Consider the following 16,292-nt stretch of genomic DNA (forward strand, 5'->3'; position numbering starts at 1 on the left):
CAGGTGCAAGTCGCACGTTTGGTGCGGGTGGTACGGAAGAAGCAGGTGGTGCGGATGGAACAGATCAACTGGTTCAACCAGAAGCCGCAGGTCGCGCAGGGGACCGAACGCTCCTTGTTCCGGGGAGTCTTCAACGCGTCGCGGATCACCCGCCAGCCCTGACGGGGAATGGATGCGCAACCGTGATGTGGCCTGGCGGCTTCCGTTATCCGAACATCGTGATCGTCCCAGCGGACCAAGTCGGCATTCTTCGCCCAGATCGGACAGGTACCCCAACAGCACCCATCCTGGGGCCAATTGGCAGGCGTCCGGACGGGTCAGCCGCGGGCCTGGGGGTAGCCGTAACCAGCGGCGGGAGCGGGCGCGACGTGCGCCTCGCGGTCGTAGAACGGGCGGGCGTTGGCACGCAGCCACATCGCGACCGGGTCGTACTCGTCGGACATGGCGACGGTCGAGACGGGAAGCCCGTCCGGGACCGCGCCGATCGACTGCTGCATCATCGCGCGCACCGCGTCGACGGAGGACTGACTCGTGTCGTAGAGATCCAGACCGATGGCGAGATACGGGACGCCGAGCGCGGGCTGCACCCAGGCGCGGCGCAACGAGCGGATCGCAGGGGTGTGATGGGCGTTCTGCGAGAGCAGTGCGTAGAACTGCGGGATCTCGATGGCCGGCTCGGTGAGCCGGAGCGGCCCTGCGGGCATCCGGTCGAGGCCGGTGGCGATCCGCCTCAGATCCAGCCAGGGAATGCCGACGCCGCCGCCGGGGGCGTGCGGGTTGAGCCAGATGCCCCAGCGGTCGGGGAAGAGGGCGCGGGCGATGTCGACGCCGGTGACCACCTCATGGGCCCGGTTCCAGCCGCTGGCCGCGAGTTCCTGGGCCGAGGTCACACAGGGGGCGTAGCCCAGCCCGTCGATCTCCATGTTCCCGTACTGGGCGTCCGGCGATCCGGCCCGGCCGTGCCAGAGCAGCATCCAGATCCGGTCCTGGGCGAGGGCCCGCAGCAACGCCTCGTACGCGTCGTAGCGCCCGGGCGTCACTTGGCGCAGCATGTGCTCGACCTGCCCGGCCGCCGCGGTGCCTGACGCACTCACCCTGGGTCCCGCCCCTCTTCGATCCACTGTGTCGGCCTGCCGCTCCCGGGGCACACGGGTGCGGCACGGTGGCCGAGGCACTAGCCATCAAACCAGCTTAAGCGGCGTCCCTGACACCGACTTGACGTCACAGGCCGACGGGTCGCGCACCGGCCGCCGGGCTCCGGCAAGGGGGTACCGGCCGCTCAGTGGCCCTGGCGCTGGTAGAACGGCCGGATCCTGGCCCGCATCCAGTCGGCGACCGGGTCCTGCGCCACGTCCAGCAGGACCAGGTTGACCGGCCAGGGCACCTCGACACGGCCGAGCGCGCGGCCCAGGGCATCCATCGGGGCGTTGCGTCCGGCGCCGTCCCAGGTCGAGAACTCGACACCTATGAAGAGGACGGGGTCGCCGCCCTCGATGCTGGCCAGCGTGCGGCGGGCGGTGCGCACGACACCGCTCTCCTCGAATTCACCGGCCGCGGCGGCGAGGAAGTCGACGGGCTCCTCCTGCCAGTCCGGCTCGTACAGCCGGACCCGGCCGCCGCTGGCCGGCCCGTCCAGAGAGGTGCGTCCGGCGCGGCAGAGCTCGGCGACGGCGGGCGGCGGCAGCGGCATGCCGACGGCGCCACCCGGGTTCACCGCGATGCCGAGCTGCGGGGGCAGTCCGCGGGCGAATTCGCGGGCGGGCGCCACGGTGAACGACATATGGGTGCCGACACAGCTCAGGAACTGCTGTTCGGAGCTGAAGACGGGGACGTACGCCGCGCCCTCGATCTCCACCGTGGGCAGATCGAGCGACGGGGCGTCGGGACCGCCGCCGTTGGGGAGCGGCACCCAGAGGTGGCTGCGGCCGAGCACTTCGACGAGCCGGCCGCCCGCCTCCGGGCTGCCGAGCGAGGCGCCGAGCACCTGTTCGAGCTCATTGGCCGGCCATCCGCCCTGCGGATGGGTCTGGACCGGTGCCGGAATGTCCACTGCTTCCCCTTCTCGCCCCATGGCTTGCCGCAGAACAGTAACTCCGGCGCGCCCCTCCGCGCTGACGGGCGGCACAGGCGCTAGGGACTGTTGTCGGCGAACGTGATCCGGGCCAGCATCCCGGCCGACCCCCGGTCCAGCAGCACCGCCGAGCAGCAGCCGGGCGGCAGGATGCCGGCCTCGGTATCCCGCAGCAGCCTGCCGACGGCCCTGCGGTGCCGGGCGAAGGCGTAACCGGAGACTCCGCGTCCGCGCTCGCGCTGACCCTCCCTCGCCACCTGCGGGGTGACGTCCAGCAGCACGAGGTGAAGGACACGGCCGCGGCGTCGCGCGTCCCGGGCCAGCCAGCCCCGTACCCACGCCTGGGTGCCGCAGTCGTGGACCACGACCGAGTCACCGGAGCGCAGCGCCCGCCAGAGCCCCCAGTAGTGGGCGACGCGGACCAGCGGGCGATAGAGGGCGTACGGGAGTAAGCGGGGCACTCGCTGCGCCCAGCGGTCCCGGGTGTCCTGGGAGTCGATGGCCCGTACGGTCACCGCTCGCCGGATGAGCGTCGATTTGCCGCTGCCGGGCAGCCCGGAGACCACCACCACATCGCCCGCGGCGAAGTGCAGGCCGCGCGGGCTGCGCCCGGCGCGCTCGCGCAGATCGCGCACGACGGGTGCGTGCGTGCCGAGCCTTCCCCGGACGGGTGTGCCCGGCTGTGCGGGCATCGCGCCGTGCGCGGCCCCTACGGTCGTCGCGTACCGCTGCAACGTCATTGCCCTCCCCCTGTCGGTCGCCCACGCCTGCCCACGAAGTGTAAAGAAAAGGCAATGCGAGACAACCGTCCCACCGTTCGTTTCGCTCACGCGGTACCGACGCCCCACTCTTCCGCAATGCGTGCAATGATGACCCGGCCAACTGCATAAAGGCCGCTTGAATCCGCGCGGGAGAGTTCCGGCCACTGACTGTGCCGGGCGCCGAAGGAGCAAGATCCTCCCTTGAATCTCTCAGGCCCCGTACCGCGTGGATGAGGCAGATCTGAAAAGCGAGCCGCCGCGGCGGCTCCACCCAAGGTGCAAGCCGAACCCGTCAGGGTCTCTCGGCGAACCTCTCAGGTTCCGATGACAGATGGGGAGGGATCGTCCTCGCCGTCATGCCCTGGGAGCCACACCTATGAGCAACGCCCCCCGTCTCACCGCCCTCGACGCCCTGCACCGCTCGCTGGGCGCGACCATGACCGACTTCGCGGGCTGGGACATGCCGCTGCGGTACGCGAGTGAGCGCGACGAGCACAACGCGGTGCGTACGAAGGCCGGCCTCTTCGACCTGTCGCACATGGGCGAGATCACCGTCACCGGCCCGCAGGCAGCGGCATTCCTGAACTTCGCGCTGGTCGGCAACATCGGCACCGTCGCCGTCGGCCGCGCCCGCTACACGATGATCTGCGCCGAGGACGGCGGGATCCTGGACGACCTGATCGTCTACCGCCTCGGCGAGACCGAGTACATGGTCGTCGCCAACGCCGGGAACGCCCAGATCGTGCTGGACGCGCTGACCGCCCGCGCCGACGGGTTCGACGCCCAGGTCCGCGACGACCGCGACGGGTACGCGCTGATCGCCGTCCAGGGCCCCGAGTCCCCCGCCATCCTGGCCTCGGTCACCGACGCCGACCTGGACGGTCTGAAGTACTACGCGGGCCTGCCCGGCACCGTCGCCGGTGTGCCCGCGCTGATCGCCCGTACCGGCTACACCGGCGAGGACGGCTTCGAGCTGTTCGTCGCCCCCGAGCACGCCGAACAGCTCTGGCAGGCCCTCACCGCGGCGGGCGCCCCGCACGGCCTCATCCCGTGCGGTCTGTCCTGCCGTGACACGCTGCGCCTGGAGGCCGGCATGCCGCTGTACGGGCACGAGCTGACCACCGAGCTGACGCCGTTCGACGCCGGTCTGGGCCGGGTCGTGAAGTTCGAGAAGGAGGGCGACTTCGTCGGCCGCAAGGCGCTGGAGGCCGCCGCCGAGCGCGCCGAGACCGCCCCGCCGCGCAAGCTGGTCGGCCTGATCGCCGAGGGCCGCCGGGTGCCGCGCGCCGGGTTCCCCGTCGTCGCCGAGGGGCAGGTCATCGGCCAGGTCACCTCCGGCGCCCCGTCCCCGACCCTCGGCAAGCCGATCGCCATCGCGTACGTGGACGCCGCGCACGCCGCGCCCGGGACCACGGGCGTCGGAGTGGACATCCGCGGCAGCCACGAGCCGTACGAGGTCGTGGCCCTGCCGTTCTACAAGCGGCAGAAGTGACGCAGTCGCGTCTCACCCCGTAAGACCACCGTTCATCAGCACTCCCCCGCGTACAGGAGAATTCAGGTCATGAGCAACCCCCAGCAGCTGCGTTACAGCAAGGAGCACGAGTGGCTGTCGGCCGTCGAGGACGGTGTGGCCACGATCGGTATCACCGAGTTCGCGGCCAACGCGCTCGGCGACGTCGTCTACGCCCAGCTCCCCGAGGTCGGTGACACGGTGACCGAGGGCGAGACCTGCGGTGAGCTGGAGTCGACCAAGTCCGTCAGCGACCTGTACTCGCCGGTCACCGGCGAGGTCACCGCCGCGAACCAGGACGTCGTGGACGACCCGGCGCTGGTGAACTCCGCTCCCTTCGAGGGCGGCTGGCTGTTCAAGGTACGCATCACGGAAGAGCCGAAGGACCTGCTCTCCGCAGACGAGTACTCCGAGTTCTCCGGCAACTAAAGACCCCAAGGGACCACCTGATGTCGCTTCTCAACTCCTCCCTCCACGAGCTGGACCCGGACGTCGCCGCCGCCGTCGACGCCGAGCTCCACCGTCAGCAGTCCACTCTCGAAATGATCGCCTCGGAGAACTTCGCTCCGGTCGCGGTCATGGAAGCCCAGGGCTCCGTCCTCACCAACAAGTACGCCGAGGGCTACCCGGGCCGCCGCTACTACGGCGGCTGCGAGCACGTCGACGTGGTCGAGCAGATCGCCATCGACCGGATCAAGGCGCTGTTCGGCGCCGAGGCCGCGAACGTCCAGCCGCACTCGGGTGCGCAGGCCAACGCCGCCGCGATGTTCGCGCTGCTGAAGCCGGGCGACACGATCATGGGTCTGAACCTGGCCCACGGCGGTCACCTGACCCACGGCATGAAGATCAACTTCTCCGGCAAGCTCTACAACGTGGTCCCGTACCACGTGGACGACACCGGTGTCGTGGACATGGCCGAGGTCGAGCGTCTGGCCAAGGAGTCCAAGCCGAAGCTGATCGTCGCCGGCTGGTCCGCGTACCCCCGCCAGCTGGACTTCGCCGCCTTCCGCCGCATCGCGGACGAGGTCGGCGCGTACCTGATGGTCGACATGGCACACTTCGCGGGCCTGGTGGCCGCGGGTCTGCACCCCAACCCGGTGCCGCACGCCCATGTCGTCACGACCACCACGCACAAGACCCTCGGCGGTCCGCGCGGTGGCGTCATCCTGTCGACGCAGGAGCTCGCCAAGAAGATCAACTCTGCCGTCTTCCCCGGCCAGCAGGGTGGTCCGCTGGAGCACGTGATCGCGGCCAAGGCGGTCTCGTTCAAGGTTGCGGCGACCGAGGAGTTCAAGGAGCGCCAGCAGCGCACCCTGGACGGCGCCCGCATCCTCGCCGAGCGTCTGGTGCAGCCGGACGTCACCGAGGTCGGTGTCTCCGTCCTCTCCGGCGGTACCGACGTCCACCTGGTCCTCGTCGACCTGCGCAACTCCGAGCTGGACGGCCAGCAGGCCGAGGACCGGCTCCACGAGCTCGGCATCACGGTCAACCGCAACGCCATCCCGAACGACCCGCGGCCTCCGATGGTCACCTCCGGTCTGCGGATCGGTACGCCGGCCCTGGCCACCCGCGGCTTCCAGGCCGAGGACTTCACCGAGGTCGCCGAGATCATCGCGTCGGCCCTGAAGCCCTCGTACGACGCGGACGACCTCAAGGCCCGCGTCACCGCGCTGGCCGAGAAGTTCCCGCTGTACCCCGGCCTGAAGTAGTCCGGGAATCGGTTCTGTACGTTTGAGGCGGGGCACCGCGCACACTGGACAGTGAGCGCGGTGCCCCATCCCTTGTACCGCTGCTCTTCGGACCGACCGGTCCGTACCGCACCACCCGGCAGACAACGACGTCTACCAACCCCTTAGGAGTCACCCGTGGCCATCTCGGTCTTCGACCTGTTCTCGATCGGCATCGGCCCGTCCAGCTCCCATACGGTCGGCCCGATGCGCGCGGCCCGTATGTTCGCGCGCCGGCTGAAGAACGAGGGCCTGCTCGCGCACACCGCCTCGATACGCGCCGAGCTGTTCGGCTCGCTCGGCGCCACCGGACACGGCCACGGCACGCCCAAGGCCGTCCTGCTCGGCCTGGAGGGCGAGTCCCCCCGTACCGTCGACGTCGAGTCCGCCGACGACCGGGTGGCCGAGATCCGCGCCTCCGGACGGCTCAACCTCCTCGGCATGCACGAGATCGACTTCGACGCCGACGAGCAGCTGGTCCTGCACCGCCGCAAGGCACTGCCGTACCACGCCAACGGCATGACGATCTTCGCGTACGACCACGAGGGCGCCCCGCTGCTGGAGAAGACGTACTACTCCGTCGGCGGCGGCTTCGTCGTGGACGAGGACGCGGTGGGCGAGGACCGGATCGTTCTCGACGACACCGTCCTCAAGCACCCCTTCCGCACCGGCGACGAACTGCTGCGGCTCGCGAAGGACACCGGCCTGTCGATCTCCTCGCTGATGCTGGAGAACGAGCGCGCCTGGCGTACCGAGGACGAGATCCGCTCCGGTCTGCTCGACATCTGGCGCGTCATGCAGGCGTGCGTGTCGCGCGGCATGTCCCGCGAGGGGATCCTGCCCGGCGGCCTCAAGGTCCGCCGCCGCGCCGCGAACACCGCACGCCAGCTGCGCGCCGAGGGCGACCCGCAGGCCCACGCGATGGAGTGGATCACCCTCTACGCGATGGCGGTCAACGAGGAGAACGCCGCGGGCGGCCGCGTCGTCACCGCCCCGACCAACGGCGCCGCGGGCATCATCCCGGCCGTGCTGCACTACTACATGAACTTCGCGGCCGGCGGCGCCACCGAGACCGAGAAGGAGGACAGCGTCGTCCGCTTCCTCCTCGCGGCGGGCGCCATCGGCATGCTGTTCAAGGAGAACGCCTCGATCTCCGGCGCCGAGGTCGGCTGCCAGGGAGAGGTCGGCTCCGCCTGCTCGATGGCCGCGGGCGCCCTCGCCGAGGTCCTCGGCGGCTCCGCCGAGCAGGTCGAGAACGCCGCCGAGATCGGCATGGAACACAACCTCGGCCTGACCTGCGACCCGGTCGGCGGCCTCGTCCAGATCCCGTGCATCGAGCGCAACGGCATGGCGGCGGTCAAGGCCGTCACCGCGGCGAGGATGGCGCTGCGCGGCGACGGCACCCACAAGGTCTCCCTCGACAAGGTCATCAAGACCATGAAGGAGACCGGCGCGGACATGAGCGTGAAGTACAAGGAGACCGCGCGCGGCGGGCTGGCGGTCAACATCATCGAGTGCTGAGGAAAGCGGCCCTGACCTGCTCCTCGCATCTTGCGGAGCTGTCGGGTCCTTCCCTCCCCACGCAGCGAAATGCCCCTGCGAAGTCCCTGGGAGGCGGGGGGAGCTCGCCCACTGCGGCGGGACCTCTCGGCTCCACGCCGGACCGCAGGTCCCACCGGACGCCGGACCGCAGGCCCCGCCGGTCGCCTGTGGGCCATGGCGAGGGCCTCGGCGGCGGAGGCGTGAGCGACGGTGGACCCGCTGGGCGCCGCTTGCGCTGCGCCGTGCCGAGCACCACGGCATATTGGGTAGGTGGGGCCCCCAGGAACTCCACGTTCCCTGCGGTAGCGGATGACGCCGGTGGGGTGCGATGGACGCAGTGGACCGGGCGTGGCCGGGAGTGCGCCGAGGTGTTGTCCGTAAGGAGGCACTGGCACGGATGAGCACACGTGAGGACCCCGCCGGTTGCCAGGACGGGTCGGTTGCGGATCAGGGCGCACGGCTGGTGGTGGATGACCACGGGGTCGTGGTCGAGTGGAGCTCGCAGGCGCAGGCCTTGCTCGGCTATTCGGCCGAGGAGGTGCTGGGGCGCGGGGTGGCGGTCCTGCTGACAGGGCCCGGTGAGCACACGGATCCGGAGGCTTCCGAGGTGAGGAAGTCTGCCCGTGAGCCGGCCGTCCGCCATCGGTCCGGGCAGGGACTCGCGGTCGGCATCCAGGTATGGCCCATAGCGGGTGAGGGCGATGCCGTGTGGTGGTCCGTGCTTCTGACCCCGGCGGCGGGTTCCGGTCGACCGAGTATCGACAGCGCGGTATTGCGCGCGGTGCTGACCCAGTCCCCGCTCGGCCTGCAGGTTCTTGATCCCGATCTGCGGCTCATGCGGTTCAGCACCGCCGCGCCGGGGGTGCGCGGTCTGCTGGGCGAAGAGGTCATCGGCCGGTCGATTCGCGAAGTGGCACCGGGTGTGGTCGACGATGCGTTGGAGCGGATGCTGAGAGGCGTCCTGGACACGGGTCGACCCGTGATCGACGTCGAGCATGTCGGGCGGCCACCCTCCGACCCCGATCACGAGCACATCTACTCCGTCTCGCTCTACCGTCTCCAGGACCGCGCCGGGGGCGTCCTCGGCCTGCTGGCGGCATCGACCGATATCTCCGAGCGGCAGCGGGCTCGCGCGGGCCTGGACCTGCTCCTCGACGCGAGCACCCGCATCGGCACCACCTTGGACGTGGGGACGACGTGCGAGGAACTGGTCGGGGTCGCGGTGCCGAGCCTGGCCGACATCGCCGTCGTGGACATCGTCGACGAAGTGCTGCAGGGGAAGGCTCCGCAACCCGGTCCGGTGAGCTCCCACGCCGTGCTGCGACGTGCGGCCTTCAAGTCCACCGAAGGGGAACACGCATCGGTCGCCTACCGTGTCGGAGAGGCCAACCTGTCGTATCCCCGGTCCTTCCGGGACTGTCTGGCCGATCTGCAGCCCCGCCTCGTGCAGCACCTGGAGATCGACAGTGAGTGGGCCGTACACGACGCCCGGCGCGCTGAGCTGATCCGCCGGACCGGGGCCCATTCGCTCATGGTCGTACCACTCACCGCGCGCGGCGTCGTCCTCGGCCTGGCCAGCTTCTACCGGACCGCGACACCGGACCCGTTCGAGGAGGACATCCTCGCCCTCACGGCGGATCTCGGCGCCCGGGCCGCCCTGTGCATCGACAACGCGCGCCGGTACACCCGTGAACGCACCGCCGCCCTCATCCTGCGCTCCAGCCTGCTGCCGGAGGCCCTCCCTGCCCAGAACGCCGTCGAAGTCGCCCTGCACCACGTATCCGCCGCCGCAGGAGACTGGTACGACGTCATCCCGCTGTCCGGGGCGCGCGTCGCCCTCGTCGTCGGACACGTGCCAGGACACGGCATGCACGCCGCCGCCGCCATGGGCCAACTGCGCACCGCCATCAACACCCTGGCCGCCCAGGACCTGGCCCCCGACGAACTGCTTGCGGACCTCGACGACCTGGTGACGGGCGCCGCCGGCCACGGCGCGCCCTCCACCCGCACCCACCCGGCCCGTGAACAGGCGATCGGCGCAACCTGTGTGTACGCGGTCTACGACCCGATCTCCCGGCGTTGCACGCTGGCACGCGCCGGCCATCCCGCCCCCGTCATCGCTTCCCCCGATGGCGCGGTGGGCACACCCGACATACCTGCCGGACCGGCACTGGGAAGCGGCCGCCCGCCCTACGAGACGAGTGAGCTGGAAATCCCCGAGGGCAGCACCCTCGCCCTGTTCACCAACAGCCTCATCACATCCCACGACAGCGATCCGCGACAGGGCCTCACCCGACTGCGCCGCATCCTGGGCAACCCGCTCCCCGCACTCCAGGACACCTGCGACGCCGTGATCCGTGCACAACACCCCCTCACGGACGACAACGACGTCGTCCTGCTCCTGGCCCGCACCCGCGCCCTCGCCGCCGACCAGGTCGCGTCCTGGACCCTCCCCAACGACCCCTCGGTCGTCACCAACGCCCGCAGCCTCACCAGCCGGCAACTGGCCACCTGGGGACTGCAGGAACTCGACTTCACCACCCAACTGTTGGTGAGCGAGCTGGTCACCAACGCCATCCGCTACGCCACCGGACCCATCCAGCAACGCCTGATCCGGGACCGGACCCTCATCTGCGAAGTCACCGACAACAGCAGCACAGCCCCCCACCTGCGCCAGGCGGATCTCGCCGACGAAGGTGGCCGCGGCCTGTACCTCGTCGCGCAACTGGCCGGCCGCTGGGGTACCCGCTTCACCGCCCGAGGAAAAACGATCTGGGCAGAACAGGCCCTGCCCTGAACCATCGGCCCCGACGCCGACAGAGCGCCCGGTCGACCGGCACACCGTGGCGCTCGACCGGGTCGGCCAGGCGCTCACCGGGCGGTGACCCACATGAAGGACGGCAGCCTCAGCGCCGGTTGGGTCCATGAGGCGGACAACGTCACCGAGCTCGCCCTGTCCTGATCCATGGCCCTCGTCCGGGCACGGTTTGTCCGGACGTGGGCACTCCGCCTGCCGGTCGCGGCGGACGGCTCCTGGGCGATCCGGCCAGACCCGACGCCCTGGCCGCGAGTCGCTCGACTCAGCGGTTCACCAACTGCTCATAAGCGAACAGGCGTTCATGACGATCAAGCAGTTTCGGTCACGAACTGCTTCCATCCACCACGCTCTCAGGGTTCACTGGATGTGACGAGTGGTGACGCGATCGCTGTCCGTATGCGGTCCGCCGCCGTGGCCAACCGGCCCGGCTCCGATGCCCCGGCGGAGGAAAGAGGACAGCGATGAGCTCTCCCGGAATCGATTGCCCGCGCGCCTGCACTGATTCGTGAAAGTGACTCATTCCCATTCCCTGTTCGCAACGTTCAGACGAGGGGCACCATGAGCAAAATCACGCTTCCAGAATTCCATATGCCGTTCGAGAGCACGGGCTGTAATCCAGGTATTCAGGCAACCAAACAAGCCGCCTGGGGATGGGCGGCCGAAAATGATCTCGTCCTGTCTCCGGTGGCTCAGAAGAAAATGATCCGGACACGCCCGGAACTCTGGATATCCCTGATATTCCCGGCAGCCTCGCAGGAACACCTCGATCTTTTCTGCCAGTGGCTTTTCTGGGCGTTCCTGGTGGACGACGAGTTCGACGACGGCCCGGCCGGCCGCGACCCGCACGTGTGCGAGGAGGCCATCGCCCGGCTGGTGGACGTGCTCGACGGAACCAGCGCGCCGAACGGCCCCATGGAGCACGCTCTCGACGGTCTGATGGCGCGGACCTGCGAGGGGCGATCGCTGCGCTGGGCCCGGCAGTTCCGCCGGGACACGGTCGGCTGGCTGTGGACGTACTACGCGGAGGCCGTCGACCGGGCCGCGGGCCATGTGCCGAGCACCGCCGACTTCGTGAAGCACCGCCGTGACTCGGTGGCCATGCAGCCGTTCCTCGACCTGCACGAGATCACTGCCGGAATAGATCTCCCGGAATCCGCCCGCTCCCTTCCCGCGTACATCGCACTGCGCAATGCAGTGGCCGATCACTCGGGACTCTGCAACGACATCTGCTCATTCGAGAAGGAAGCCATGCTCGGTTACGAGCACAATACCGTCCGGCTCATTCAGCGGGACCGCGACGGCACGCTCCAGGAGGCCGTCGACGAGGCCGGGATATGGCTGGCGAGGATCGCCGACCGGGTGCAGCGAGCGGAAAAGGAACTCGTCGAGGAGATAGAGGCCGCACGCATCGACGGCCCGGCACGCGCCGCCCTTGAGCGCTGCGTCCAGGACTATCGGGGGCTCGTCCGCGGAGACTTCGACTACCACGCACGGGCGGAGCGGTACACCCGCCCCGACCTGATGGAAGTCGACGAACAGCACTCCCTGTCCCGGAACTTCGCTGCCTGACCGGCCGGGAGCGGGGCGCCGGGCCAGGCCTGAATCCGGACCGGCCTGATCCGGCCTGATCCCCTGGCGGACGTGTTCGGTCCGGAAAGCTGAGGGGTGCTGAGGGGGTACGGGTCCGGCGGCCCCCGGCCGACCACGGCCGGGGGTCCTCCCGGCGATCAGCCCTTGTTCTGGGAAGCCCAGAACTCGTCGAAGGTGAGCAGACCGTCACCGTTCGCGTCGTGGGAGTTGATGACGGCCTGGGCCACCGGCTCGGTGACGTAGGGGTCACCCAGCTGAGCCATCACACTCTTGTACTCGGCAGCCGATATCAGCCCGTCGCCGTTCAGGTCGTACCGCTCGAATGCCTTGCGCGCCGACTCGATGTCCGCCACTGTTCCGCCCCTTCATCATGCCTAACTGACGGGGGCCAGATTAACGGGCGCGACCGGCTCCGATCGCGGCGGCCGGTCGTCCATCATGGGTGGGGTGTCCGCGGACGGCGGGCGGGGCCCGGGACCGGGGAGTGGGACGCTTGACGAAGGACGCACTGGCTCGGACCCTGACAGCTGCCGCGCACGGGTGCTTCCCCGCGCCGGACGGGGGCACGACGGTGGTGGCACAGCCGAACGCACGGGACGCCGGGGTGCTGGCCTTCACCGCGCACTCGGTGGTGTTCACCGACGAGGATCCCGCATGGGTACGGGCCACGCTGGCCGCAACCCCCGGTGATCCGCTCGCCGCGACGATGAACCCCTACTTCCTGGGCGCGCTGCTGGCCCGTACCGGACGACACATGAACACCATCGATCTGCTGACGGTCGCGAGCGCGCTGCCGGGCGATCCCGACATCGGGCTCCGGGAGATCGATGACCCGGAACATCCGCGGGTGGCACGGGCGATGAAGTTCCGCGACGAGGTGCGGGTCTGGGCCGCCGACGGCGGTGTGCTGATTCTGGGCCGTGGGGTCGCCGGACGCTGGGAGACGGCGATCGAGGTGGCCGAGGAGGCGCGCGGCCGACGGCTCGGGGAGCGGCTGGCGCGAGCGGCCCGGCAGTTGGTGCCGGACACGGTGGTGTGGGCGCAGCAGTCGCCGGGGAACGCCCGCAGTGTGCGGACGTTCCAGGCGGCGGGCTACCGGCCGGTGGGCTCGGAGGCCCTGCTGATCGCGGGCTGACCCGCGGACTCCCGGCGGACGGGCCGAGGGCGCCGGGGTGGCCGGGCGATCAGCGGAAGACTCCGGTGTGGCCGAGCGAGTAGCGGCCCGGCTGCGGATAGACGGCGAGCCCATGAGGTCCGCTGCCCACCGGGATCCGGGCGAGCTGCTTGCCGGTGGCCGTGTCGATCGCGTACACCTCGGCGTTGTAACGCCCGGACAGCCAGAGGACCTTGCCGTCCGCCGAGACGCCGCCCATGTCGGGGCTGCCGCCGTTCGGCAGGTGCCACTTCTTCGTCAGTTTCTTCTTCGCGAAGTCAAAGATGGAGATGGAGCCTTCACCACGGTTGGTGACGTACATCTGCTTGGAGTCGCGGCTGACGTACAGACCGTGGGCGCCCTTGCCGGTGCGCAGCAGCTTCGGTCTGGTGAACTTCTGCCCGTCCAGCACCCAGATGCCGTTCGCGATCATGTCCGCGATGTAGAACGTTCCGCCGTCCGGCGCCAGCTTCACGTCCTGCGGCATCGCGCCCTTGAGCGGCAGCTTCTGCCGGCCGACGACCTTCATCCTCGCCGTGTCGACCTTGAGGAGTTCGCCGGAGAACTCGCAGGAGACGATGAAGTACCGGCCGTCCGTGGAGAAGTCGGCATGATTGACGCCCGCGCAGTCGACCGGGACGGTCCTGGCCTCCTTCATGGTGTGCGCGTCGCGGAAGACCAGCTGCCGGTCCATCGAGGCCATCACGATGGCGTACTTGCCGTTCGGCGTGAAGTAGAGGTTGTACGGGTCGGAGACCGCGACCGTCCGGCCGGCCTTCCCGGTGGCCGGGTCGATCGCCGTGAGGCTGTCGCCGAGGTCGTTGTTGACCCAGAGCGTCTTGAGGTCCCAGGACGGGACGACATGCTGCGGCTGGTGGCCGACCGGGATGGTCCCGATGACCTTGTACGTCTTCGGGTCGATGACCGACACGGTGTTGGACTTGGTGTTGGGTACGTACACCCGCGCCGGGAATTTCTTGACGACCGGTGATAACATTCCGGCCCGGTCGGCCGCGTACACGTCCTTGGGATCGAGCACCGGCGGCATCCCCGCGAGCCCGGGCGGGGTGACGCGCTTCGAGGTGGCGTTGTTCGGGACGACGGGCGCCGCGGCGGCCTCGGTGTCGGCGGCCTCGGCCTTCCCCTTCTCGGCGGGGGTGCCACAGCCCGCGAGGACGGCGATGAGTACGCCCCCGAGCAGGGCCACGGTGCGCTTGGTGGAGGGAAGCATCAGGTCAGCAGCTCCGTAGTCGTCACCGCACGCAGTTGTCGGCGGTCGATTTCGGTGAGGAGGACAGGCAGTGCGGCAACCGTGTCCGCGTAGCCGAAGTGCAGGCTCACCACCGATCCGTTGCGGATCTCCCCGGCGACCTTGCGGGTGACGGCCGCAGCGCCCGGAGAGGTGAAGTCGAGGGAGTCCACGTCGTACGAGAGGACGTGCGGGTAGCCCGCCCTGCGCGCGAGGCGCTGGACGAGCGGGGTGGCGTACCGGCTTCGCGAGGGGCGGAACCAGGTTCCGATGGAGCCGGTGAGCCGGCGCAGCCGCTGGGCGCAGCCGGTGATCTCCGCGTACGCCGCCGCCTCGCCCATCGCCGAGATGTCGACGTGGCTCTGGGTGTGGTTGCCGAGGTCGTGCCCCCCGTCGAGGATCCGGCGGGCCATCTCGGGGTGCTCGTCGAGCCAGCTGCCGACGGCAAGGACGGTGACCCGGGCGTGGGCACGTTCTGCCTCGGCGAGCACGGCACGGGCGATGGCCGGGTCACCCTGGCCGTGGAAGGTCAGTGCGACGCGGGGGCGGTTGCGAGGGCCGTGGTCGATCTGGACCGGCTGCCCGGGGAAGCGGTGCGGGGCGGGCGCGGAGTGCGGGGGCCGCGCGCTCGCGTCGCTCTTGCCGGTGGTCTGCGCGGGGGCGTCCGCGGGCGTCTCGGCGGAGGTCTTCGTGGAAGTGCCGGCGGCGCCGTGTCCTTCCGTACATCCGGCCGCAAGGGCCCCGACCAGGGCTGCCCCTACGCCCGCGCGCAGAGCGCTGCGGCGGTACACCGATGTCTCGGAGGCGTTCATGAGCAGAACAGTAGGGGCGCAATACCAGGAAGATGGAAATTGACCCCATTCATACCCATTCAGGGGATCCCGGGGGATGCCACCGGCAACCCGGATGCTCGATGAATCACCCGTCGAACCACATAGTCATTCATGCATTGCCAGGCCAGTGACTCATCACACCTACGATTCACCGTCGAAGTGTCCGCATATAACCAGTTTCAACCGATTAACACTTTTGGCTCCGCGGTCACCCATCTGCCATAGTCGGTTCCACGACCCCCATTGACCCGGGCCAGGTCGTCCTACGCGGCCGTGAACACACCCCCCATTTCACGGTCCCCACACAGAAGCCCCCGAGGCGCCGTACCACGGCAGACCGGGGGCTTCTGTGCGTCATCCGGACGGACAGGGGAAGCAGGGGCCCGGGAGGCAGGACCGGCTCAGCGGTCCGAGATCCGCATCTCGAACCAGGTGGTCTTGCCGCGCGGCAGCAGATCCACCCCCCACCGGTCGGAGAGCTTGTCGACGAGGAAGAGGCCGCGGCCGCTGATGTCCATCTCCTGGACCGGCATGAGACACGGCAGGCCGCGCGAGGGGTCACGCACCTCGATCCTGATCCAGCCGCGGCGGCGCAGCATCCGGAGCCCGAAGATGCGGGCACCGGTGTGCCGTACCGCGTTGCCGACGAGTTCCGAAACGAGCAGAACGGCATGCTCGGCGGTCTGCGGGGAAAGCGCCCACTGGCGAAGCACCACGCACGAGGTGAGCCGGCGAGCGGTCGCCGCGGACTCCGGGCGGGACGGCAGCCGGACCTCGTCCTCCGTCGGATTTCCGAACAACTCCAGCGCCTTGAACGCCTGTTCGTCCTCGACGGCCGACATCCAGCGTGCCGCAGTCGCGCCGCCGCGCTGTCGCGGCTGTTCCACACCCTCCAGGCCCGCCATGCACACCATCATGGCCGCACGGCGGGCGCTCCGGGGACGTTCCGAGGGAATCCCCACCCCCGAGGCAGGCATTTCGTGCAAGTCGGTAGGCATATGCCAGCGGCAGAATGCGCCTCTCGACACCTACTCCGAC

The 16,292-nt window shown here is 69.6% G+C and carries 14 protein-coding genes and 1 riboswitch; of the genes, 7 read left to right on the top strand and 7 right to left on the bottom strand.

Features of this window, described 5'->3' with window-relative positions:
• Positions 1 to 317: 317 nt before the first annotated feature.
• The 3 genes from ACWCP8_RS19580 to ACWCP8_RS19590 form a co-directional block, all read right to left on the bottom strand.
• Positions 318 to 1,094: an enhanced serine sensitivity protein SseB C-terminal domain-containing protein gene (locus tag ACWCP8_RS19580; protein ID WP_352262967.1), complete on the bottom strand. Its 777-nt coding sequence runs from the start codon at positions 1,092 to 1,094 to the stop codon at positions 318 to 320.
• Between the two features lie 185 nt (positions 1,095 to 1,279).
• Positions 1,280 to 2,050, bottom strand: a complete 771-nt coding sequence (locus tag ACWCP8_RS19585) for an enhanced serine sensitivity protein SseB (RefSeq protein WP_352262965.1) — start codon at positions 2,048 to 2,050, stop codon at positions 1,280 to 1,282.
• 80 nt (positions 2,051 to 2,130) lie between these two features.
• Complete coding sequence (locus ACWCP8_RS19590) at positions 2,131 to 2,811, bottom strand: AAA family ATPase (protein WP_451117123.1); 681 nt, start codon at positions 2,809 to 2,811, stop codon at positions 2,131 to 2,133.
• Between the two features lie 158 nt (positions 2,812 to 2,969).
• A riboswitch (glycine riboswitch) is annotated at positions 2,970 to 3,067 on the top strand.
• A 141-nt stretch (positions 3,068 to 3,208) separates the two neighbouring features.
• Between ACWCP8_RS19590 and gcvT the strand changes: the two genes are divergently transcribed.
• The 6 genes from gcvT (at position 3,209) to ACWCP8_RS19620 (ending at position 11,998) form a co-directional block, all read left to right on the top strand.
• A complete protein-coding gene (gcvT, locus tag ACWCP8_RS19595) occupies positions 3,209 to 4,324 on the top strand; it encodes a glycine cleavage system aminomethyltransferase GcvT (protein WP_352262962.1) in 1,116 nt (371 codons plus the stop codon).
• A gap of 69 nt (positions 4,325 to 4,393) precedes the next feature.
• Positions 4,394 to 4,771: a glycine cleavage system protein GcvH gene (gcvH, locus tag ACWCP8_RS19600; protein WP_030931004.1), complete on the top strand. Its 378-nt coding sequence runs from the start codon at positions 4,394 to 4,396 to the stop codon at positions 4,769 to 4,771.
• Between the two features lie 20 nt (positions 4,772 to 4,791).
• On the top strand, positions 4,792 to 6,051 hold the full coding sequence (glyA, locus tag ACWCP8_RS19605) for a serine hydroxymethyltransferase (RefSeq protein ID WP_352262959.1): 1,260 nt from the start codon (positions 4,792 to 4,794) through the stop codon (positions 6,049 to 6,051).
• 156 nt (positions 6,052 to 6,207) lie between these two features.
• The gene (locus tag ACWCP8_RS19610; RefSeq protein ID WP_352262957.1) at positions 6,208 to 7,590 is read left to right on the top strand and encodes an L-serine ammonia-lyase; all 1,383 of its coding nucleotides are present in this window, start codon (positions 6,208 to 6,210) and stop codon (positions 7,588 to 7,590) included.
• Positions 7,591 to 8,008: 418 nt separating this feature from the next.
• Entirely contained in the window at positions 8,009 to 10,408 is a 2,400-nt protein-coding gene (locus ACWCP8_RS19615) for a SpoIIE family protein phosphatase (protein ID WP_451117126.1), read from the top strand.
• A gap of 705 nt (positions 10,409 to 11,113) precedes the next feature.
• Positions 11,114 to 11,998, top strand: a complete 885-nt coding sequence (locus ACWCP8_RS19620; protein WP_451117128.1) for a terpene synthase family protein — start codon at positions 11,114 to 11,116, stop codon at positions 11,996 to 11,998.
• 158 nt (positions 11,999 to 12,156) lie between these two features.
• Here the strand turns inward: ACWCP8_RS19620 and ACWCP8_RS19625 are convergent, their stop codons facing one another.
• Positions 12,157 to 12,372: an EF-hand domain-containing protein gene (locus ACWCP8_RS19625; RefSeq protein WP_073963851.1), complete on the bottom strand. Its 216-nt coding sequence runs from the start codon at positions 12,370 to 12,372 to the stop codon at positions 12,157 to 12,159.
• A gap of 140 nt (positions 12,373 to 12,512) precedes the next feature.
• On the opposite strand from ACWCP8_RS19625, the gene ACWCP8_RS19630 reads away from it, so the two are divergent.
• Positions 12,513 to 13,154: an N-acetyltransferase gene (locus tag ACWCP8_RS19630; protein WP_355997622.1), complete on the top strand. Its 642-nt coding sequence runs from the start codon at positions 12,513 to 12,515 to the stop codon at positions 13,152 to 13,154.
• 49 nt (positions 13,155 to 13,203) lie between these two features.
• On the opposite strand, the gene ACWCP8_RS19635 is transcribed toward ACWCP8_RS19630, so the two are convergent.
• From ACWCP8_RS19635 to ACWCP8_RS19645, 3 genes are all read right to left on the bottom strand, one after another.
• Positions 13,204 to 14,403 (bottom strand): YVTN family beta-propeller repeat protein, encoded by a 1,200-nt coding sequence (locus ACWCP8_RS19635; protein ID WP_352262951.1) that lies wholly within the window; start codon positions 14,401 to 14,403, stop codon positions 13,204 to 13,206.
• Positions 14,403 to 15,233, bottom strand: a complete 831-nt coding sequence (locus tag ACWCP8_RS19640) for a polysaccharide deacetylase family protein (RefSeq protein ID WP_352262949.1) — start codon at positions 15,231 to 15,233, stop codon at positions 14,403 to 14,405. The genes ACWCP8_RS19635 and ACWCP8_RS19640 overlap by 1 nt, the downstream gene beginning before the upstream one ends.
• A 422-nt stretch (positions 15,234 to 15,655) precedes the next feature.
• Positions 15,656 to 16,171 (bottom strand): ATP-binding protein, encoded by a 516-nt coding sequence (locus ACWCP8_RS19645; protein ID WP_352262947.1) that lies wholly within the window; start codon positions 16,169 to 16,171, stop codon positions 15,656 to 15,658.
• Between the last annotated feature and the right edge of the window lie 121 nt (positions 16,172 to 16,292).

The organism is Streptomyces sp. NPDC002206, assembly GCF_053593595.1.

Excerpts from the sequence above, each read along its gene's own strand:
- ACWCP8_RS19590 (WP_451117123.1), bottom strand. The coding sequence starts at position 2,811 with ATGACGTTGCAGCGGTACGCGACGACCGTAGGGGCCGCGCACGGCGCG.
- gcvT (WP_352262962.1), top strand. The coding sequence starts at position 3,209 with ATGAGCAACGCCCCCCGTCTCACCGCCCTCGACGCCCTGCACCGCTCG.
- gcvH (WP_030931004.1), top strand. The coding sequence starts at position 4,394 with ATGAGCAACCCCCAGCAGCTGCGTTACAGCAAGGAGCACGAGTGGCTG.
- glyA (WP_352262959.1), top strand. The coding sequence starts at position 4,792 with ATGTCGCTTCTCAACTCCTCCCTCCACGAGCTGGACCCGGACGTCGCC.
- ACWCP8_RS19615 (WP_451117126.1), top strand. The coding sequence starts at position 8,009 with ATGAGCACACGTGAGGACCCCGCCGGTTGCCAGGACGGGTCGGTTGCG.
- ACWCP8_RS19635 (WP_352262951.1), bottom strand. The coding sequence starts at position 14,403 with ATGCTTCCCTCCACCAAGCGCACCGTGGCCCTGCTCGGGGGCGTACTC.
- ACWCP8_RS19640 (WP_352262949.1), bottom strand. The coding sequence starts at position 15,233 with ATGAACGCCTCCGAGACATCGGTGTACCGCCGCAGCGCTCTGCGCGCG.
- ACWCP8_RS19645 (WP_352262947.1), bottom strand. The coding sequence starts at position 16,171 with ATGATGGTGTGCATGGCGGGCCTGGAGGGTGTGGAACAGCCGCGACAG.